Below are 19856 nucleotides of genomic sequence, written 5' to 3'. Positions count from 1 at the left end.
ACGACGGTCCTCAAGCGGCTTGCGACAGGGTTCGGGCGATGTCGACCCGGAACACCCGCAGGGCCGGGATCAGGGCGGCGGCGGCGCCGGCCGTCAGGGCCGCCGCGACGATCAGCGCCTCGGCCGGTTCGAAGCGCCATGCGGTGAGTCCGATCTCGCCCAGGCGCTCGAAGCTCGCGGCGGCCACAGCCACGACCCCGTGGCCCAGGGCGAGTCCCAGGATCGAGCCCGCAGCGGCGAGCAGCAGGCCTTCGGACAGAACCTGGCCGAAGATGCCGGCGGGCTTGGCGCCCATGACCCGCAGCATCGCCATGTCGGCCTCGCGCTGGCGAAGCGCGGTGTAGAGCGCCACGAAGATCGAAAGCCCTCCCGTCAGGAGCAGGAGGAGCGCGAAGGCGCGGACGGCGTCGAGGCCGACGCCCACGAGCGACAGCAGGCGCGCCGTCTCCACCGCGGGGACGGCCGCCTGCAGGCCGGTCTGACGGTTCACGAAGGCGGGCAGCCGGACGGCGGCCAGGGCCGATCGGTAGCTGACCAGGATCGCGGTGACCTCGGGGCGCAGCTCCTGGACCTGCCGGCTCGCGTTCGCCGGCGCATGGTCGTGCACGTCGTGGTCATGATCGGCGTCCGCATGCGCCCCGTCGCCGCGCCCTTCGTGGCCGTCGTGGTCGATGCCGTGGACGTCCCACACGCTCTCGACCGACGTGAGGATCAGGCGATCCAGGACCGTGCCCGTCGGCCGCAGCACGCCGACGACCCGGAACGGATGGGCGTCGTGCTCGCCGCCGCCGCCGTCGCCGAGGCCGTGGGAGCCCAGGAACTTCTGGCCCAGCGCGGCGCCCGTGCGCCGCGCCACCTCGGCGCCGAGGACGGTCTCGCCTTCGCCCGCCCACAGCCGGCCCTGCGCGAGGCGGCCGCCGTAGTGCTCCACATAGGCCGCCTCGGTCCCGACGATCCGGAAGCCGCGGAAGTTGTCGCCGAGGGCGACCGGGATCGCCTTCGCCACCGTGGGGTCGCTGCGCAGCGCCTCGAGCGTGGAGAGCGGGATGTTCCCGGTCGGGACGTCGGCGTGGTAGACGCTGGAGAGGATCAGCTGCAGCGGCGAGCCCTTGGCTCCGACCACCAGATCCACCCCTCGGGCGTCCCTGTCGAAGCGCTCCCCGAGCTGGGCCGAGAACAGCACCAGGATCGTCAGCGTCGCCGCCGCCAGCGTCAGGATCAGCACGTTCAGCGCCGTGTTGAGCGCCCGGTCGCGCAGGTAGGCGAGCGTCAGTCCCGAGAGCGTCACGCCGCCAGCGCCACGGGCTCGAGTTCGACGGTCCGGGCAAAGCGTTCCCGGATACGCCGGTCATGTGTCGCGATCAGGAGCGTCGAGCCCCCGGACTCGGCGCTCGCCAGCAGAAGGTCGATCATGGCGCCCGCATTGGCGTCATCGAGCGCCGATGTCGGCTCGTCGGCCACGAGCAGCGCCGGGCGGGCGCACAGGGCGCGCGCGATCGCCGCCCGCTGGCTCTCGCCCTGGCTGAGTTCGCGGGGGCGCGCATGAGCCCGATGGGACAGGCCGACCTGGGCGATGAGGCGGTCGATCTCGGCCTCGTCGCTGCGCCCTCCGGCCAGATGCTGCGCGAGCGACAGGTTCTGCCGGACCGTGAGGGCGGAGACGAGCCGGAGGGTCTGGAACACCAGGCCGATGCACTCGCGCCGCAACGCATCGCGCGCGGCGGGCCTGGCTCCCGTCATGGGGCGGCCATCGATGAACACCTCCCCCGAGGTGGGCGTCACCAGACCCGTGAGGATGTTGATGAGCGTCGTCTTCCCGCATCCGGACGGACCCAGCAGGACGGTGTGCTCGCCCCGCGGCATCTCGAAACCCGGCAGGTCGAGGATCGTCCGCTCAGCGATCCTGTGCGTCAGCCGGCGCGCTTGGATCAACATTGGAAATCCGCTTCAGCTCAGCCTTGTCGGCGGCGGCCGCCGACAGGGACGAAGGGGCTTCGGCCTCGATGTCGAAACGCGCGAGGAAGCTGCGCCGCGCGGTCTCCATCGCCTGCTCACGCTCGGCCTCGGCGCGCGCGCGCATCGCGAGGATCTCTCCGTAGTCGCCGCCCTCGTAGCCGCTGTATCGGCCGAAGAAGCCGCCCCCGTGCTCGTCGCAGGCGCTGGCCGGCCCCGCGACCAGCAGCGCCGCGCCCAGGATCCCGATCGTCAGCCGCATGCCGCAACTCCTCAAGATGATATGATATAACGTACCATCAAGAGGTTCGGCCGCGCAATGCTCCGCTGGAAGACGGGGTCGCCGGGGCCGCTGCGACCGCCGAGGGCCGCCGATGCCGCCCGATGGCGCGCGCCGCCAACACCGAGGTTGATGCGAACACGGATTCCGATCTACCAATGTGAATCAGAGTTCCGATTTCGGACGCCGCTGCGTCCAACGAGGTGTCGCGATGCTGGTTACCAATGCGGTGCAGCCGGGTGGCGAGCAGGCCAAGGCCTTCTTCAGCGGGCCGGAAGACGGCCGCTTCGTCATGGTCAACCTGCTGAAGTTCAAGCCCTTCGCGGAGTACGCCGACGGGTCGGACGCCCACATCACGGGCGCCGAGGCGTACGCGCGCTACACGGTGGAGGTCCGCAAGCTGCTGGCCTCGTACGGCGGCCGTTCGATCTACTCGGGCGCCGTGACGGGCATCCTGCTGGGCGAGGTGGGCGAGCTCTGGGACATGATCGCGCTGGCGGAATACCCGTCCCTCGCCGCGATGAGCGAGATGATGCGGTGCCCCGGGATGCAGGCCATCTCCCACCATCGGCACGCCGGGCTGGCCGGCCAGCTGAACATCCGCACGCGGCCGCACGTCCGCGACGAGGTCGTCGCCGAAGCCCCCTGAGGCGACGGCGCGGCGCGGGCGCGGGTCCGCAGCGCGCGGCGACGGGAGGCCCGTCCGGCCCACACGGGGAGGCTCGAAGATGATCCAGCGCATCAAGTTCCGTCTTGCGGCCTCGGCTGCGGTCGCCGCCGTCCTGGCGACCGCCGCAGGCGCGTCGCTCTCCGGAGGCGCCCGGGCGCAGGCGCCCGCCGCGCCCAAGGCCTTCGGACCGGCCGAGGTCGGTCCGCCGATGGAGATCACCTGGCAGCAGGGTCCGGATCGCCCGCGCGGCGGGCGTCGTCCGCCCAACATCGTGCTGATCGTGGCCGACGACCTCGGCTACAACGACCTGACCGTGAACGGCGGCGGCGTGGCCGGCGGCGCCGTGCCCACGCCCAACATCGATTCCATCGCCCGCGAAGGCGTCAACTTCGCCCAGGGCTACGCCGGGCACGGCACCTGCGCGCCGTCCCGCGCGGCGATCCTCACGGGGCGCTACCCCACCCGCTTCGGCTTCGAGTTCACGCCCGCGCCGCCCGCGCTGGGCCGGAACATGCGGACCTTCAACTACGGCATCCACAACGGCGTCTCCTTCCCCGAGCGGGAGAAGGACATGATCCCGTTCGCCAAGATGGGCCTGCCGCAGACCGAGATCACCCTCGCCGACCTGCTGCAGCGCGCGGGCTACCACACCCTGCACTTCGGCAAGTGGCACCTGGGCGAGGCGCCCGAATTCGGCGCGACCCGGCGCGGCTTCAAGGAGAGCCTGCTGACCAGCGGCTCCATGTACCTGCCGAAGGACGACCCCCGCGTCGTCAACTCCATGCAGGACTTCGACCCCATCGACCGCTTCCTCTGGCAGTCGATGCCGTTCTACGCCCAGAAGGACGGCGGTCCGGGCTTCCGGCCCAAGGCCTACCTGACCGACTACCTCACCGACGAGGCGGTGAAGGCGATCCACGCCAACCGCAACCGGCCGTTCTTCGCCTATCTCGCCTACAACGCCCCGCACACGCCGCTGCAGGCGACCAAGGCCGACTACGCGGCCCTGTCGCACATCAAGGATCACCGGATGCGGGTCTACGCCGCGATGATCCGCGCCCTCGACCGCGGGGTCGGCCGGGTGCTGCAGCAGCTCGAGGAGGATGGCCTGAAGGACAACACGCTCGTGGTGTTCGTCAGCGACAACGGCGGGGCGGGCTACGTCGGGCTGCCCGACATCAACCGGCCCTTCCGCGGCTGGAAGCTGACCTACTTCGAGGGCGGCGTCCGGACGCCCTACCTGATGCGCTGGCCGGCCGCGATCCCGGCCGGGTCCGCCTATCGCGCCCCCGTATCGCACTTCGACATCTTCGCCACGGCCGCCGCGGCGGCCAGGGTCCCGCTGCCCCGGGACCGGGTGATCGACGGCGTGGACCTGGTCCCCTACGTCACCGGCAAGGCCCGGGGCCGGCCGCACGAGAACCTCTTCTGGCGCAGCGGCGACTACCAGGTCGTCCGCGCCGGGGACTGGAAGCTGCAGGTCACCGACCGGCCGGACAAGGACTGGCTCTTCGACCTCGCCAACGATCCGACCGAGCGGATCAACCTGGCCGCGGCCATGCCGGGCAAGGTGGCCGAACTGAAGCGCCTGCTGGCCCGGCACAACGCCGCCCAGGTCAAGCCGCTCTGGCCGCAGCTGGGTCTCTCCCCCGTCATGCTCGACCACACCCTGGCCGAACCCCAGACCGCGGAGGACGAGTACGTCTACTGGGGCGGCTGACCGGGCCCCCCGCGCGGCCGCGCCGCGGCGGGCGCGGTTCGAGCGTTGACGTCTGGCGCTCCCGATGTGGCATGTTAATGCCTGTCGGGCGGGACAATCCGACACTTCGGGCGCGGGCTTCGTCCGCCCATTGGCATGTCAGCGGAAGGGCTGGGGAATGGCGCGGTTCTCGGGACTTGGAGCGGACATGGGCACGCTGTCGCGGCTGTCCGACGCGCGGACGCGCTCCATCAGCCCCGAGAACTTCACCGGCGAGAAGGGCGCGGGCGGCATGGCCGTGGAGGGGACCGGGGCGGTCCCGGCGCGCGACCTCGGCCAGGGCTGGAAGGTCTCTCCGTCGGTGGAGATCGCGGCCGGCGAGACCTTTCTGCTGGGCGAGATCACGGGCCAGGGCGCGATCCAGCAGATCTGGATGACCCTGGCGCGCGGCAAGCTGCGCCATGCGATCCTGCGGATCTACTGGGACGACCAGCCGCACCCGTCGGTCGAGTGCCCCGTCGGCGACTTCTTCGCAAACGGATGGGAGCGCTGGGCGCAGGTCTCGTCCCTGGCCGTGTGCACGAACCCCGGCCGCGGGTTCAACTGCTACTGGGAGATGCCTTTCCGCCGGCGCGCGCGGCTCACGCTGACGAACCTCAGCGCCGAGGCCATCTTCTGCTACTACCAGATCAACTACGTCCTCACGGACGTCCCGGAGGACTGCGCCTACTTCCACGCGCAGTTCCGGCGCAGCAATCCCCTGCCCTACAAGAGCGTCCACACCATCCTCGACGGGGTGACCGGCGAGGGCCATTTCGTCGGCTGCTACATGGCCTGGGGCGTCAACAACAACGGCTGGTGGGGCGAGGGCGAGATCAAGTTCTACCTCGACGGCGACGGCGCGTTCCCCACCATCTGCGGCACGGGCACCGAGGACTACTTCTGCGGGGCCTACAATTTCGATCCCAGCATTCCTCTCCGCATCGGCCGCCCGGGCCTGGAAGCCGGGCGGGCGCCGCCCTCGGCCTACGTGGAGTTCAACACGCCCTACGCCGGCCTGCCGCAGGTGATCCGCCCCGACGGCGTCTACGACTCGCAGCAGCGCTTCGGGCTCTACCGCTGGCACATCCCCGACCCGATCCGCTTCGCCAGCGACCTGCGGGTGACCATCCAGGCTCTGGGCTGGCGGTCCGGCCCGGAGCGGCGCTACCTGCCATTGCAGGACGACATCGCCTCGACGGCCTTCTGGTACCAGACGCTGCCGACGGCGCCGTTCCCGCCCCTGCCCGACAGGGACGTCCTGGAGGTGGTGTGACGGGAGCCCGCGGGACGCCGGGGCCGGTCGACCCGGCCAGGGGTCGTCTCCGCCGCGGACGTCCGCCGCGCGTCGCGCGTCCGCCGCAAAGACGTTAAGGGTGTCGGATGGTGCGGGCGGTCACAGGCGTCGACGGATCCAAGGCCGAGCGGGTGTACCGGGAGCTTCGCCGGCGCATCCGCGAGCTCGCGCTGCCGCCCGGGACGCCCCTGCGGAAGGACGAGCTTGCGCTGGAGATGGGGGTCTCCCGCGCGCCGGTGAGCGAGGCCATCGCGCGCCTGGCCGACGAGGCGCTGGTGGACGTCTTTCCCCAGCACGGCAGCTTCGTGGCCCCGATCCGGCCCGACGACGTTCGCGAGAGCCTGTTCATCCGCACGGCGCTGGAGGTGGAGGCGACCCGGCGGGTGACCCAGCGGGCCGACGCCGCGCTGGTCGCGCAGCTGGAGGAGAACATCGCCCAGCAGGCCGAAGCCCTGGAACGCGGCGACCTGGCCGCCTTTTACGACCTGGACGAGGCGCTGCACTCGACGATCTTCGCGGCGCTGAAGTCGCCGCGCGCGCTGCGCCTGCTGGACGCCGCCCGCGCGCCCCTCGACCGGCCGAGGCGCCTGCGGCTGCCGAAGCCGGGGCGCCCCGAAGCGACGCTGTCCGAGCACCGCCGCCTCGTCGAGGCGATCGCCACGGGCGACCCGGAGTACGCTGCCGCCGCGATGCGCGCCCACCTGGCGATGGTCTCGAAGACGGTCGAGATGGAGCTGGCGGAACTGGCGGAGACGGGCTCCGGTCCTCAGGGAGCCTGATAGGCCGTCCGCGTCACGGTGAAGAACTCGCGGGCGGCGCGGCCCTGTTCGCGCGGGCCGTAGCTCGAGGCCTTCATGCCGCCGAAGGGCGCGTGGTAGTCGACCCCGGCCGTGGGCAGGTTGATCATCGCCATCCCCACGCGGGCGTGACGCTTGAAGTGCTCGGCGTGCTTCAGCGACCGGGTGAACAGGCCCCCGCACAGGCCGAAGCGGACGCGGTTCAGCGTCTCCAGGGCGGCCTCGTAGCCGTCCACCACCATGACGCCGGCCACGGGCCCGAAGACCTCCTCCTGGGCCAGCGGGTCGTCCGGCGACATGGAATCGAAGAGGACGGGGTCCACGAAGCACTCGGGCGCGGCGGCGCCGCGACCGGCTTCGACGGGTCGGCGGCCGCGGGCGGCCATGGCCGCGATCCCGTCCTGGACGGCCGACTTCTGGCGCGCCGAGACCAGCGGGCCGACCTGGGTCGCGGGATCGGAGGGGTCGCCGATCCGCAGGGCCCGCATCCGCTCGCCGACGCGGGCGACCAGCGGCGCGAAGACCTGCCGGTCGACGATGATCCTGGAGGTGGCGGTGCATCTCTGGCCCGCGGCGAAGTAGGCGCCGTTCACCACCGCCTCGGCGGCGGCGTCCAGGTCCGCGTCGGCCAGGACGATCAGCCCGTTCACGCCCCCCATCTCGGCCTGGCAGCGCGCGCCCCGCGCCGTCACCGCCTCGCGCACCACGCGGCCGGTCGCCTCCGAGCCGGTGAAGGAAAGCGCCTCGAGCGGCGCCGCGCAGAGGGCCCGCCCGGCGCCGCCCGCGCCCAGGACCATGTTCACCGCCCCCGCCGGCAGGCCGGCGCCGGCGATCACCTCCATCAGCGCCGCGGCGACGGCCGACGCGTGCTCGGACGGCTTCCACACCACCGCGTCGCCGTAGGCCAGCGCAGGCGCGATCTTCCAGGCCGGGATCGCGACCGGGAAGTTCCACGGGGTGATGGCGCCCACCACGCCCACGGGATCGTAGCTCACCTCCACGGTCACGCCGGGCCGCACCGAGGCGTAGCGCTCGCCGACGATCCGCAACGCCTCGCCGCCGAAGAAGCGGAAGAGCCGGGCCGCCCGCATCACCTCGCCCTGCGCATCGACCACGGTCTTGCCCGTCTCGCGGGCGATCAGGAGCCCGAGGTCCGATCGCCGCGCCATCAACGCCTCGCCGATCGCGTGCAGGGCGTCGGCCCGCGCCTCCACGCCCGACAGCCCGGGCAGGGCGGCGTTCGCGGCCGCCACGGCGTCGCCGACGTCGTCGGCCGTCGCCTCGGGGACCCGGGCGACCACCTCGTCGAGGCGGGCCGGGTTGCGCTGCTCCAGCACGGGCGACGCCGGGCGTGCATGGCCGCCGATGTGGTGGGCCAGGTCGAGCGTGGACATGATGCCTCCTAGAGCGTTGCGCCGATCTGCCAGGGCACGAACTCGGCCGCGCCATAGCCGAGGCTCTCGCTGGCCGTCGGCTCGCCGGACGCCACGCGCAGCATCAGGTCGAGGATCTCGGCGCCCTTCTCGGCCACGGTGGCCTGCTGGGTGGCGATCGCGCCGCAATCCAGATCGATGTCCTCGCGCATGCGCTCGTAGACGTCGGTGTTGGACGACAGCTTGATCGACGGCGACGGCTTGCAGCCGAACGCGGACCCGCGGCCCGTGGTGAAAGCGATGAGGGTGGCCCCGGAGGCCACCTGCCCCGTGGCCGAGCAGGGATCGAAGCCGGGACTGTCCATGAACACCAGGCCGCGCCCGCGCAGCGGCTGGGCGTACTCGATCACGTCGTTCAGCGGCGCCGTGCCCGACTTGGCCACCGCCCCCAGCGACTTCTCGAGGATGGTCGTCAGCCCGCCGGCCTTGTTGCCGGGCGACGGATTGTTGTCCAGTTCGACGCCGTGTCGCGCCGTGTAGTCCTTCCACCAGGCGATCCGGGCCTTCAGGCGCTCCGCCACTTCGGAATCCCGCGCCCGCGCGTACAAGAGGTGCTCGGCGCCGTAGACCTCGGGCGTCTCGGACAGGATCGCCGTCCCGCCCAGCGCCACCAGGCGGTCGACCGCATTGCCCAGCGCCGGGTTCGACGTGACCCCCGACCAGGCGTCCGAGCCGCCGCACTGCAGCCCCACCACGAGCTCGCCGGCCGGGCATTCCGAACGGGTCGCCGCAGCGGCGAGGGGGATCAGATCCGCCAGGCGCTCCAGCCCCTGCTCCACCGCCCGGCGCGTCCCGCCGGCGTCCTGGATGGTGTAGGACTGGAAGGCCGGGTTCTGCGCCAGGCCGTAGTCGCGGATGAACGCGCCGACCTGGAGGACCTCGCAGCCCAGCCCGACCAGCAGGACGGCGCCGAAGTTCGGGTTCGCCGCCGCGCCCCACAGCGTGCGCCGCAGGATCTCGAAGCCCTCGCCCGAGCCCGCCATGCCGCAGCCGGACGTGTGGGCGATCGGCACGATCCCGTCGATGGTCGGGTGGTCCGCCAGGAGGCCGCTCTGGGTCGCGCGCTCGGCCAGCAGCCGCGCCACGGTCGCCGAGCAGTTCACCGACGTCAGGACGCCGATGTAGTTGCGGACGCCGACCTTGCCGTTGGCGCGGCGGAATCCCTGGAAGGTGCGCGCAGCGCCCGGGCCCGACAGCGCCGGCGTGGGCGGGGCGACCCGCCGCAGATCGCTGGCGGCGAGGTTGTGGCTGTGCACGTGGGCGCCCGCGGCGATGTCCGAGACGGCGACCCCGATGACCTGGCCGTACTTCAGAACCGCCTCGCCCTGCCGGATCGGGCGCGCCGCCAGCTTGTGGCCGCCCGGGATCGGTCCGGACGTCGCGACGCCTTCCGACGGGATCGCCACCCCCGACGCGATGCGGCGCGCGGCGATGACGACGTTGTCGCCGGGGTGAAGCCGGACCACCGCCGCATTCGCCGTGTGGTGTCGAGTCTCCAACGCGTCGCCCTCGCCGGTAAAATTTCTATTCCGCGAAATCGCTCCGGAGTTTCGCAGATTGACGGCATGAGCGCCGCCGCTAACATGTCAGCATATGCCGACCTTCGACCCGCCGTCTACGATCCACACGCGAAGCGACGGCGTGGCCACGGCGCTGCCGCGGCGCAGCCTTCCGCTCCGCAGCGGGCGGGTCCTCGACTTCACCGTCCTCGGCTTCGGGGCCGCTCCCATCGGCAACATGCATCGCGTGATGTCCGATTCCGAGGCCGAGGCGACCGTGGAGTCCGCCCTGGCCTCGGGCGTCCGCTACGTCGACACGGCGCCGCTCTACGGGCGCGGCCTCTCCGAGCAGCGCGTGGGGCGCGTGCTGGCCCGCGCGCCGGACGCCACGATCGTATCGACCAAGGTCGGCCGCCTGCTCGAGCCCTGCGCCGCCGGCGAGGCGACGCGCGACATCTACCTCGCGGACGCGCCCGCGCGCATCCGCTTCTCCTACACCTACGACGGCGTCCTGCGCTCGTTCGAGGAGAGCCTCGCGCGGCTGGGACGCCACCGCGTCGACGTGCTCTACGTCCACGACATCGAGGCGGCCGCCCACGGCTCGGAGGCGCTCGCGGACGTCCGGATGCGCGAGTTGCTTCACGACGGCGGCTGGCGCGCCCTGGACGAGCTGCGGGCCTCCGGCGCGGTGGCGGCGATCGGGGCCGGGGTCAACAGCATCGCCCCCTGCCGACGGCTGCTGGCGGACGCCGATCCCGACCTGTTCCTCCTGGCCGGCCGCTACAGCCTGCTGGACCAGTCGGCGGCCGACGACCTGCTGCCCGACTGCGCCGCCCGCGGCGTCGGCGTGGTCATAGGCGGCGCGTTCAACAGCGGGATCCTGGCGACCGGACCGAGGCGCGGGGCGTATTTCGACTACGCGCCGGCGCCGCCCGGAATCCTGGCCCGGGCCACCGAGCTGGAGGAGATCTGCCTGCGCCATGCGACCCCGCTCGCCCAGGCGGCGCTGCAGTTTCCGCTGACCCACCCGGTCGTCGTGTGCGTGGTGGCGGGCGCGCGCACGCCTCAGGAGGTCGTGCGCAACGTCCGCGCCGTGACCGCCCCGGTCCCTGCCGCCCTGTGGGCCGAACTGAAGGCCGCCGGGCTCCTGAGCGAGGCCGCGCCGATCCCTCAGACGGGCGCGTCCGCATGCTGAAGGGCCTCGACCCCCGGCTCGGCCCCGACCTGCTGGCGGCGCTCCGCAGCATGGGGCACGGCGACGAGATCGCGATCGTCGACGCGAACTTCCCCGCGGCCGCCCTGGCGGCCCGCCTGTGCCGCGCCGACGGCCATCCGGCCACCGACATGGCCGAGGCGATCCTCAGCGTGCTCCCGCTCGACGATTTCCAGCCGTGCGCGGCCTTCACCATGGCGCCCGTGGACCCCGCCGAGCCGACGCCCGAGGTGGTGCGGCGCTTCGCCGAGATCGTGGCGGAGGCAGGCCAGGCCGGTCCGCCCCAGCCGCTGGAACGGCATGAGTTCTACGCCCGCGCGCGGCGCGCCTTCGCCATCGTCGCCACGGGCGAGTGCCGACTCTACGGCAACCTCATCCTCGTCAAGGGCGTGATCCGGCCATGATCCGGATCGACGCGCATCAGCACTTCTGGCGCCTCTCGCGCGGGGACTACGGATGGCTGACACCCCGCCTCGAGCCGATCTACCGCGACTACCTCCCGTGCGACCTCGCCCCGCACCTGACGGCGTCTGGCGTGGACCGCACGGTGCTGGTGCAGGCGGCGCCGACCGCCGCCGAGACGGACTTCCTGCTCGACCTCGCCGGCCGGACGCCGTTCGTGGCCGGCGTGGTGGGCTGGATCGACCTGGAGGCGCCCGGCGCCCCCCAGGCCGTCCGCGCGTTCGCCGCCCGCCCCGGGGCGCTGGGCCTCCGGCCGATGCTGCAGGACCTGCCCGACGACGAATGGCTGCTGCGCCCCGGACTGGCCCCGTCCTTCGCGGCCATGGCCGAGGCGGGGCTCACCTTCGACGCGCTCGTGAAGCCCCGGCACCTGCCTGCGCTGCGACGCTTCCTCGAGCGGCATCCCCACCTGCCGGTCGTGGTCGACCACGGCGCAAAGCCCGACATCGCCGGGCGCGAGCACGCCGCATGGGCCCAGGCGATGCACGCGCTGGCGCGCGAGACGCACGCCGTGTGCAAGCTTTCCGGCCTCGTCACCGAGGCGCGGCCCGACTGGACCGTCGCCGACCTGCGGCCCTACGCCGAGACGCTGCTGGAGGCGTTCGGCCCATCGCGCCTGATGTGGGGCAGCGACTGGCCGGTGGTGAACCGCGCCGCGGACTACGGCCGCTGGGCCGAGGCCACCGAGATCCTGCTGTCCGACCTCCCCGAGGCCGACCGCGCCGCGATCATGGGCGGGACGGCGCAGGCGTTCTATGGGGTTCAGCCTTGATCCGCGCCAAGGACATCCTCCCTGACGACGGCTGCGCCGGCACGCTGGTCGGCCGCATCTGGATGGACGGCGATGCGCCGGGGCCCCGCCCGGTGGCGGTGCGCGACGACGGGCTCTTCGACCTCTCCGCGCTGGCGCCGACGCTTAGCGATCTGTTCGAGATGCCCGATCCCGCGGCCCAGGTCGCCGCGACCCCGGGGGTGCGGCTGGGCAGCCTGGAAGACGCGCTCTCGGCCACGTTCGACGGCCGTCCCGCGCTGCTCGCGCCCTGCGACCTGCAGGCGATCAAGGCGGCCGGCGTGACCTTCGCCCACAGCCTGCTGGAGCGCGTGATAGAGGAGCGGGCCGGCGGCGACGCCCGGGCGGCGGCCGCGCTGCGCGCCGACCTGGCCGAGGCGTTGGGCGACGAGATCGCGAACGTGGCGCCCGGCTCCCCGGCCGCCGCGCGGCTCAAGGCCACCCTGATCGCCAAGGGCCTGTGGTCGCAGTACCTGGAGGTCGGCATCGGCCCGGACGCCGAGATCTTCACCAAGGCCCAGCCGATGTCGGCCGTCGGCGCGGGCGCCCAGGTCGGCCTGCATCCCACGTCGCAGTGGAACAACCCCGAGCCGGAGGTGGTGCTGGCCTGCTCTTCCGCGGGGGCCGTCGTGGGCGCGGCGTTGGGCAACGACGTCAACCTGCGCGACATCGAAGGGCGCAGCGCGCTCTTGCTGTCGAAGGCCAAGGACAACAACGCGTCCTGCGCCATCGGCCCCTTCGTGCGGCTCTTCGACCGGACATTCTCGCTGGACGACGTGCGGGCCGCAGAGCTTCAGCTCACGGTGACGGGCCAGGACGGCTATGTCCTGCGCGGGTCCAGTTCCATGCGCCGGATCAGCCGCGATCCCCTGGAACTCGTACGCCAGACCTGCGGCCCGGAGCACCAGTATCCGGACGGCTTCATGCTGTTCCTGGGCACCCTGTTCGCGCCGACGGAGGACCGCGACACGCCCGGCGGCGGCTTCACGCACAAGGAAGGCGACCGGGTCGTCATCCGCGCCGCGAAGCTGGGCGCGCTGTCCAACGTGGTGACCACCAGCGACCGGGCGCCGCCCTGGCGGTTCGGGGCCCGGGCGCTGATGCGTTCGCTGGCCCGCCGCGGCCTGCTGTGATGGCGCCCGGGGGAGCCGCACGATGAGCGCGCCCGACCGGCTGAACGACGGCGGCGCCGCCGCGCCGCGGCTCCGCAAGGACATGAACTACGTGACGTTCCTCGAGCTGCCCGCCTGGTCCGTCGGGCCCGGGCCGCAGCCGGACGAGGTGATCGCCGCGCTGAGGGCGGCGAACGTCGAGGGCGTGCAGGCGCGCGATCCGGCGCCCTATCTGGCGGCCGGGTTCCGGGCCACGGGCATAGGCCGCATCCTGTCGCCCGCCGACGCCGAGCCGATCGCGCGCCGGGGCGCCGAGCTGGGTCTGGACGCCACCACCATTCACCTCGGCGACGGCCTGGAGACCGACGCCGACGCCGACCGCCTGCTGGGCGCCATGCTGGAGGCCGCCGCGCGTCACGGGCATCCGATGCACCTCGAAACGCACCGGGCCACGCTGGCGCAGGACATGCGGCGCACGCTGTCGCTCGTCGAGCGGTTCCCGGAGGTGCGCTTCACCGCCGACCTCAGCCACTGGTACACGGGGCTGGAGATGACCTACGGCGACTTCGACGCCAAGCTCGCCCGCCTCGGCCCCGTCTTCGAGCGCGTCCGGATGATCCACGGCCGGATCGGCGATCCGGGCTGCTTCCAGGTAGGGATGTCCGTCGACCCGCAGCGCGAGGCCATCCGGCACTTCCGGCAGATGTGGCGCCAGTGCTGCCTGGGCTTCCTCCAGGGCGCCGCGCCCGGCGACGTCCTGCCCTTCGCCGCGGAACTCCTGCCCGCCGCCGTCATGTGGCAGGGCCGCCGCGCGCCGCTGTACTACGCCCGCCTGGCGACCGGCCCCGACGGCGAACTGCGCGAGGAGTCCGACCGCTGGTCCGACGCCGAGCGGCTGTGGGAGATCGCGTCGGACGCGTTCGACGAGGCGCTGGCGTCCACTGCAGGCCCCGCGGCCGTCCAGGCGCACCCCTGACATTCCAATTGCGCGCCGGTCTCGACCGGGCTTCGGCCGGACCCCCGCAGGCCATGCCGCCTCGCCCTCATCGCAAAAATGTTAGTGGACACTAGATTTTTTCGTCAGACGATTTACCTAGTGGTCTCTAGGGATTTCTGAAAGGCCGCGGAGTCGGCCGGAACGGGTTCGAGAGGCGCGCCGCCGATCCGGCCGCGCCTCGCGTGGAACGGGATGTCGGCACGGGGCCGGGAGGGACGAAAGATGAGCAGGAAACTGGCGCTTCTGGTCGGGGCGGCGGTCGTCGGCGCGGCGGCATCGCCCGCGGCGGCGCAGGACGCGGCGGCGCGCGGAGCCACGGTGAGCGAGGTGGTGGTCACCGCCCAGCGTCTCGAACAGAATCTTCAGCAGGTGCCCGTGGCGGTGACCGCCGTCGGCGGCGAGGAACTGCAGAGCCGCAAGCTCAACGACCTCAACCAGATCCAGCTGGTCGCGCCGAGCTTCCAGACCACCACCGACAACGCCTTCTCGCTGCGCGGCATCGGCAGCAACATCTTCCTGCCGACGGTGGACTCCAGCGTGGGCGTGATGGTGGACGACGTCTCCCTGGGCGTGCCGCTGTTCCAGAGCAACGGGGTCTTCAACGACATCGCGCGGATCGAGGTCCTGCGCGGGCCCCAGGGCCTGCTGTTCGGCCGCAACGCCTCGGCGGGCCTCCTCAGCGTCGTCACCAACCGGCCCCGCCTGCGCGAGACCAGCGGCGCGCTGGGACTGGAGTACGCCAACCGCGACACGGCCGACGGCGGCGACTTCGGCGCGGTCGTGCGCGGCACGCTCAACCTGCCGGTCGGCGAGAACGCCGCGCTGCGCATCAACGTGCTGGGGTCGCATCAGGACCCGATCGCCAAGGCCATCGTGACGGCGCCGGCGGGTTCGCACATCGACCAGACCCAGAAGCGGGTCGCCGGCCGGGTGAAGTACCTGTGGGAGCCGTCCGACGCCACCAGCCTCTACGCGGTCGCCGACTACAGCCGCGAGCGTGGGGTCGGGGGCATCTGGGACCGCACGCTGCGCACCCTGGGCGCCGGCACTTACGCCGCCGCGCTCAACCGCATCGGCGCGACGCCGGGGCCCGAGAACCTCCGCTACGGGATCGACTCGGCGTCGGGCAACTTCCGCAGCGTCGATACCTACGGCGTCTCGCTCAGCGTGTCGCACGAACTGTCGCCCGAGCTGACGCTCTCGAGCATCACGGCGTGGCGGCGCTACGACCTGCAGCTCAACCTGGACACCGACTACTCGACCAACAACCTCTTCAACACCAACCGGAACGGCTCGAACAACCGCCAGTTCACCGAGGAGCTCAGGCTCGCGTTCGACTTCGATCGCATCGACGGCCAAGTGGGCCTCTACTACTTCGGATCGGTCAACAACGGCCACACGCAGCTGTTCGCGAACTTCGGCTCGGGCATCCCCAACTTCTTCGGCGGCGACTTCGACTCGCGCAACACGGTCGACAGCGCGGCCGCCTTCGGCCAGGTCAACTTCCATGTCACCGAAGCGCTGACGCTCATCGCCGGCGCCCGCGTGACCCGCGACAAGGTGAAGGTGCGCATCGCGCAGGACTTCGGGACCTACGTGAACGGCCCCGGCCTCTACGGTCCGCGGGGCAACTTCCGGTTCGCCGAGTCCCACACCGACCTCAGCTACAAGGTGGGCGGGCAGTATCAGTTCACGCCGGACGTGATGGGCTACCTGACCTACGCCACCGGCTACAAGGGTCCCGCCTATCCGCAGAACCTCGGCTCCACGGCCTTCAATCCCTACATCGCCCCCGAGACGGTGAAGGCCGTCGAGGGCGGGGTCCGCTCGACCGTGCTCGACGGCCGGCTGCGGTTGAACGTCGCGGGCTTCTACAACAAGTTCAGCGACTTCCAGACCCAGACCTACGATCCGGTCGCCGCGCTCTTCCGCCTGGCCAACGCCGGGGGCGTGCGCTCCCAGGGCGTCGAGATCGACGCCGTCGCGCGTCCGACCGAGTTCCTGACGATCAATTTCGGCGCGAGCCTGATCGACACCGAGTTCACGGATTTCGTGACCACCTGCTACCCGGGCCAGACGGCCGCCCAGGGCTGTGTCGCCGGGCAGTTCCAGGCGAAGGGCCTCGCGCCGGCCAATGCGCCCAAGTTCACGACCACCCTGCAGGCGCTCTACGACATCCCGGTGGGCGCCAACACGCTGACGGTCGAGGGCAACTGGTTCCACCGCTCCGGCGTCAACTTCTCCCCCAACGGCGACCCGGGGACGAAGCTCGGCGACGTGGACATCTTCGGGGCCAGCCTCACCTACCGGTTCAACGAGCGCTACCGCGTGTCAGTCTTCTGCAAGAACTGCGCGGACAAGCACGTGCCGAGCTTCCTGTCGCACGTCACGGCCGACGCCCTGGCGATCCTGCAGTCCTGGAACTTCAACTCGGTGCGCACCATCGGCGCCTCGTTGGACGTGGAATTCTAAGCCGTCCGAACCTCCCCTCGGGCGGACACTCGAGGCGATGGAGCCGTCGCGGCTCCATCGCCTCTCACTCTCCACGCACGTTATGGAAGGCCCTGCGGGCCACGCGGCCGGCTCTTGGCATCCCAGGCGAAGTCAGCGCTAGATTTCGAGATGACCGAGGAATCCCCGGACGCTCCCCCCACCTCAGAAGGCGTCGCCGCGCCCGGGACGCGCCAGCAGCGTGGGCGCAAGCGCCGCGCGGAGATTCTGCAGGGCGCGCGCAAGCTCTTCGCGCAGCGCGGGTTCCGCGGAACGAGCCTCGCCATGCTGGCCGAGGAGATCGGCATCACCGACGCCGGCCTGCTCTACCACTTCCCGACCAAGAACGCGCTCCTGCTCGCGGTGCTGGAGGAGACCGATCAGGAGCAGGAAACCCGCATGGCGGGCGACCTGGACACGGCCGACGCCAGCTACATCGCCTCGTGGGCGGAGTTCGGCCAGGTCCTCGAGGACGACCCGGTGCTCACGGCCCTCGACGTGCTGATGTCGGCCGAGCACCTGGAGACGACGTCGGACTTCAACGAGTACTTCCGGCGGCGCTACGACACGTTCCGCAACCGCCTGGTCCGCTCGTTCGAGGCCGGGCGCGCCGCGGGCGTCTACCGCAACGACTTCGACCCGCACACCGAGGCCGTGCTGATGCTGGCGACCCTCGACGGCCTGCGGCTGCAGTGGTTGCTGAGCGACGGGCGGATCTCGATGGCCGACGCCATGCGCTATTTCATCCGCCACATGGAAGACCGGATCCGGGCGTGAGCGCTGAGCCAGGATTCAGACCGGCTTTGGCATCTTTGCCGGGACGGACGGGCATCGCGTACGGCCCCTAGAGCCTCACCCGTTCAGACGGAACCGTCTGAACGGGAGAATGAGGCTCTGAATCAAGACCTTGAGCGCGCTTCGATCCGAAAACCGGTTCCCACTTTTCGGAACGCGCTCTAGGCGGCCTGCGTCCGCGCCGCCGCCCGCCGGGCCAGGATGAGCGCGCCGTCCTCGGGGGGCGCGGCCGGCGCGGCCAGCGTCGCATCCGGGCGCGCCTCGGCCAGCCGCTGGGCGATGGCGGCGATCAGCGGGGCCCCGCCCTGCGCGATCGTGCCGCCGCCGAAGCAGGCCTGGAACGGCCCGGGCCCCATCCGCGCCGCCATGGCCGCCGTCGCCACGACGTAGTCGTCGACCGCCCGCGCCACGAGGCCGGCCGCCGCCGCATCGCCGGCCTGCCAGGCCGCAAACACCACCGGGCCCAGCTGCAGGACCCGTTCCTTCGCCCGCGGATCGCGCATCATCCAGCGCGGGAAGTCCTCGCCGCTGACGCCGCAATGCGCCAGCACCTGGTCCCGGAGCGCCGTGACCGGCAGGCGGCCGTCCAGCATGCGGGCCACCAGCGGCACGGCCTTCAGCCGAACGTCGAAGCAGTCGGCGATGCCCACGCTGTCGAACACCGCCTCCCCGCCCAGCTGCGCGCGCCAGGCCATGGTCACCTCGGTGCCGTGCTGCACCAGCGTGGCCCTCTCGTGCGTCGCGGCGCCGGCCAGCGCGACGACGCTGTCGTTGACCAGCAGCAGCCGTTCGGCCGGCAGGTCGAGCGCGGCGGCGACCCGGCGATGCTGCTCCAGGAACTCGTCGGGAAAGTCGACGCCGCTCAGCCCGATCGCGACGTGCGCGAGCGCCGCCCTGTGGGGCGCGAGCTCGTCCACCACGCGCCGCAGCACGGCCAGCGGCCGCGGCTCGGGCAGGCCCACGACCGCGCTGGGGTCCGTCCGCAGCCGGTTCAGCACCCCGCCGTCCAGCCCGCCGGAGACGGCCGCGGTCTTGGTCGCGCCGGCGTCGATGCCGATCACCAGCGACGGCGTGGTCCTCACGCCGCGAGGCCCGCTTCGGCCGCGTCGAGCTGGGTCCACAGCGGCGCGCAGTCGACGATGCGGTTCTCGGCCAGCGCCCGGTCGATCGCCATCACCGTCAGGCCGGCCACGAGCGAGTCGGTCACCGAGACGGGGAAGGCCCGCTCACCGTCCAGCGCGGCGACGAGGTCGCGCGCCATGGCCTGGTCCGCGCCCCCGTGGGAGTCGCCGACCGGCCCGCGCCAGCGGAAGGTCTCGATGGCCTCGCGCGTCTCCAGCGGCGTGACCACCATCGTGTTCTGGACGAGGTCGATCGTGATCGCCCCGCGGGCGCCGATCAGGTTCCAGCGGCGCTCGGGGGCGGCGGCGCTGGTGTTCGAGTGGAAGGACAGCCGCACGCCGTTGGCGTACTCCACGATCGCGACCTGGTGATCGGTGACGTCCATGTCGGCCCCGCTGATGTCGGGCGCCGCGTTCCAGCCGGAGAGGCGGCGCAGGATCGCCGGGCCCTGGTCGCGGGACACGTTCGCGGTGTCGGCGGTGAAGATGCGGCGGCCGCCGAAGCTGGCCACCCGGCTCGGCCGCGCGCCGACCATCCGGCCGAGGATGTCGAAGTCGTGGCAGACCTTGTCCAGCATGTACGAGCCGCCCCACTCGACGCGGCGGCGCCAGTTGCGGGCGAGGTAGGCCCCGTGCGCGGGCGGCAGGTGCTCGGTCGCGTCGATGGAGATGATGTCGCCGATCACGCCGTCGTCGAGCCTCTCCAGGGCCGTGCAGACGATCGGCGCCGAGCGCGCGACAAGGCCCACCAGCACCCGCCCTGCGCCGCGCTCGCGCACCAGCCGCGCCGCCTCGAACGACTCCGCCTCGGTGCGCACGATGGGCTTCTCGATGAAGACCATGCCCGGGTGGTCCAGGCTCGCCCTGAGGTGCTCCAGGTGAAGGTGGTTCGGCGAGCCGATCATCACGAGATCGAAGGGACCGTCGGCCAGCAGCGCCGGCACGTCAGGGTAGGCTGCGCCCGCCTCGATGCCCTGTTCCGCGAGCAGCGGCAGGCCCACCGGCGCGGGGTCCACGTAGCCAGCAAGGTCGAAGTCCCAGCCCTCGGCGCGCGCGGCGCGCAGCAGCATCCCGAGCCGCATGCCCAGGCCGATGACCGCGATCCGATGTCGTTTGCGTTGCTGCATGGGAACTCCAGAAGCGTCGGGCAGGCCCGGGTCCAACGGACACTTAGTGGTCACTAGGTGTTTTGACAACCGGCTTTGAGCC

The 19856-nt window shown here is 72.0% G+C and carries 18 protein-coding genes; 11 read left to right on the top strand and 7 right to left on the bottom strand.

Annotated elements, in window-relative coordinates:
- Positions 1–10: 10 nt before the first annotated feature.
- Genes JNK30_RS18170 through JNK30_RS18160 form a run of 3 tightly spaced genes read right to left on the bottom strand, consistent with a single transcriptional unit; the run spans position 11 to position 2215 of the window.
- Positions 11–1288, bottom strand: a complete 1278-nt coding sequence (locus JNK30_RS18170; RefSeq protein ID WP_293484369.1) for an ABC transporter permease — start codon at positions 1286–1288, stop codon at positions 11–13.
- Positions 1285–1935, bottom strand: coding sequence for an ABC transporter ATP-binding protein (locus JNK30_RS18165; protein WP_293484367.1), 651 nt, complete (start codon positions 1933–1935; stop codon positions 1285–1287). The genes JNK30_RS18170 and JNK30_RS18165 overlap by 4 nt, the downstream gene beginning before the upstream one ends.
- On the bottom strand, positions 1895–2215 hold the full coding sequence (locus tag JNK30_RS18160; protein ID WP_293484365.1) for a hypothetical protein: 321 nt from the start codon (positions 2213–2215) through the stop codon (positions 1895–1897). Before JNK30_RS18160 ends, JNK30_RS18165 begins: the two co-directional genes overlap by 41 nt.
- 229 nt (positions 2216–2444) lie before the next feature.
- Between JNK30_RS18160 and JNK30_RS18155 the strand changes: the two genes are divergently transcribed.
- From JNK30_RS18155 to JNK30_RS18140, 4 genes are all read left to right on the top strand, one after another.
- Positions 2445–2882 (top strand): DUF1330 domain-containing protein, encoded by a 438-nt coding sequence (locus tag JNK30_RS18155; protein WP_293484363.1) that lies wholly within the window; start codon positions 2445–2447, stop codon positions 2880–2882.
- A gap of 79 nt (positions 2883–2961) precedes the next feature.
- Positions 2962–4623 (top strand): sulfatase-like hydrolase/transferase, encoded by a 1662-nt coding sequence (locus JNK30_RS18150; RefSeq protein ID WP_293484362.1) that lies wholly within the window; start codon positions 2962–2964, stop codon positions 4621–4623.
- 187 nt (positions 4624–4810) lie between these two features.
- Entirely contained in the window at positions 4811–5917 is a 1107-nt protein-coding gene (locus tag JNK30_RS18145) for a glycoside hydrolase family 172 protein (protein WP_293484360.1), read from the top strand.
- 107 nt (positions 5918–6024) lie between these two features.
- Positions 6025–6717, top strand: coding sequence for a GntR family transcriptional regulator (locus tag JNK30_RS18140; protein WP_293484359.1), 693 nt, complete (start codon positions 6025–6027; stop codon positions 6715–6717).
- On the opposite strand, the gene JNK30_RS18135 is transcribed toward JNK30_RS18140, so the two are convergent.
- Complete coding sequence (locus tag JNK30_RS18135) at positions 6705–8129, bottom strand: aldehyde dehydrogenase family protein (protein WP_293484357.1); 1425 nt, start codon at positions 8127–8129, stop codon at positions 6705–6707. The two genes, JNK30_RS18140 and JNK30_RS18135, sit on opposite strands and share 13 nt — an antisense overlap.
- Positions 8130–8137: 8 nt before the next feature.
- On the bottom strand, positions 8138–9667 hold the full coding sequence (locus JNK30_RS18130; RefSeq protein WP_293484356.1) for a UxaA family hydrolase: 1530 nt from the start codon (positions 9665–9667) through the stop codon (positions 8138–8140).
- 94 nt (positions 9668–9761) lie between these two features.
- Between JNK30_RS18130 and JNK30_RS18125 the strand changes: the two genes are divergently transcribed.
- The 7 genes from JNK30_RS18125 to JNK30_RS18095 all read left to right on the top strand — a co-directional run bounded on the left by JNK30_RS18125 (position 9762) and on the right by JNK30_RS18095 (position 17508).
- Positions 9762–10862, top strand: coding sequence for an aldo/keto reductase (locus tag JNK30_RS18125; protein ID WP_293484355.1), 1101 nt, complete (start codon positions 9762–9764; stop codon positions 10860–10862).
- The gene (locus tag JNK30_RS18120; RefSeq protein ID WP_293484353.1) at positions 10856–11284 is read left to right on the top strand and encodes an RbsD/FucU domain-containing protein; all 429 of its coding nucleotides are present in this window, start codon (positions 10856–10858) and stop codon (positions 11282–11284) included. Before JNK30_RS18125 ends, JNK30_RS18120 begins: the two co-directional genes overlap by 7 nt.
- Positions 11281–12114, top strand: coding sequence for an amidohydrolase (locus JNK30_RS18115; protein WP_293484352.1), 834 nt, complete (start codon positions 11281–11283; stop codon positions 12112–12114). The genes JNK30_RS18120 and JNK30_RS18115 overlap by 4 nt, the downstream gene beginning before the upstream one ends.
- On the top strand, positions 12114–13265 hold the full coding sequence (locus tag JNK30_RS18110) for a fumarylacetoacetate hydrolase family protein (protein WP_293484410.1): 1152 nt from the start codon (positions 12114–12116) through the stop codon (positions 13263–13265). Before JNK30_RS18115 ends, JNK30_RS18110 begins: the two co-directional genes overlap by 1 nt.
- A 22-nt stretch (positions 13266–13287) precedes the next feature.
- Positions 13288–14220 carry a hypothetical protein gene (locus tag JNK30_RS18105; protein ID WP_293484350.1) on the top strand — a complete coding sequence of 311 codons (933 nt, stop codon included), beginning with the start codon at positions 13288–13290 and terminating at the stop codon, positions 14218–14220.
- Positions 14221–14463: 243 nt separating this feature from the next.
- Positions 14464–16713: a TonB-dependent receptor gene (locus JNK30_RS18100; RefSeq protein WP_293484348.1), complete on the top strand. Its 2250-nt coding sequence runs from the start codon at positions 14464–14466 to the stop codon at positions 16711–16713.
- Between the two features lie 150 nt (positions 16714–16863).
- Positions 16864–17508: a TetR/AcrR family transcriptional regulator gene (locus tag JNK30_RS18095; RefSeq protein ID WP_293484347.1), complete on the top strand. Its 645-nt coding sequence runs from the start codon at positions 16864–16866 to the stop codon at positions 17506–17508.
- A 179-nt stretch (positions 17509–17687) separates the two neighbouring features.
- On the opposite strand, the gene JNK30_RS18090 is transcribed toward JNK30_RS18095, so the two are convergent.
- Both JNK30_RS18090 and JNK30_RS18085 read right to left on the bottom strand, forming a co-directional pair.
- A complete protein-coding gene (locus tag JNK30_RS18090; protein WP_293484346.1) occupies positions 17688–18608 on the bottom strand; it encodes a hypothetical protein in 921 nt (306 codons plus the stop codon).
- Positions 18605–19774, bottom strand: coding sequence for a Gfo/Idh/MocA family oxidoreductase (locus JNK30_RS18085; RefSeq protein WP_293484344.1), 1170 nt, complete (start codon positions 19772–19774; stop codon positions 18605–18607). The genes JNK30_RS18090 and JNK30_RS18085 overlap by 4 nt, the downstream gene beginning before the upstream one ends.
- Positions 19775–19856 lie beyond the last annotated feature (82 nt).

Source organism: Phenylobacterium sp. (genome assembly GCF_016793225.1).
Classification (GTDB): Bacteria; Pseudomonadota; Alphaproteobacteria; order Caulobacterales; family Caulobacteraceae; genus Phenylobacterium.
Note: the sequence above shows the minus strand (reverse complement) of the source record. Positions and strands in the feature narration are given on the sequence as shown.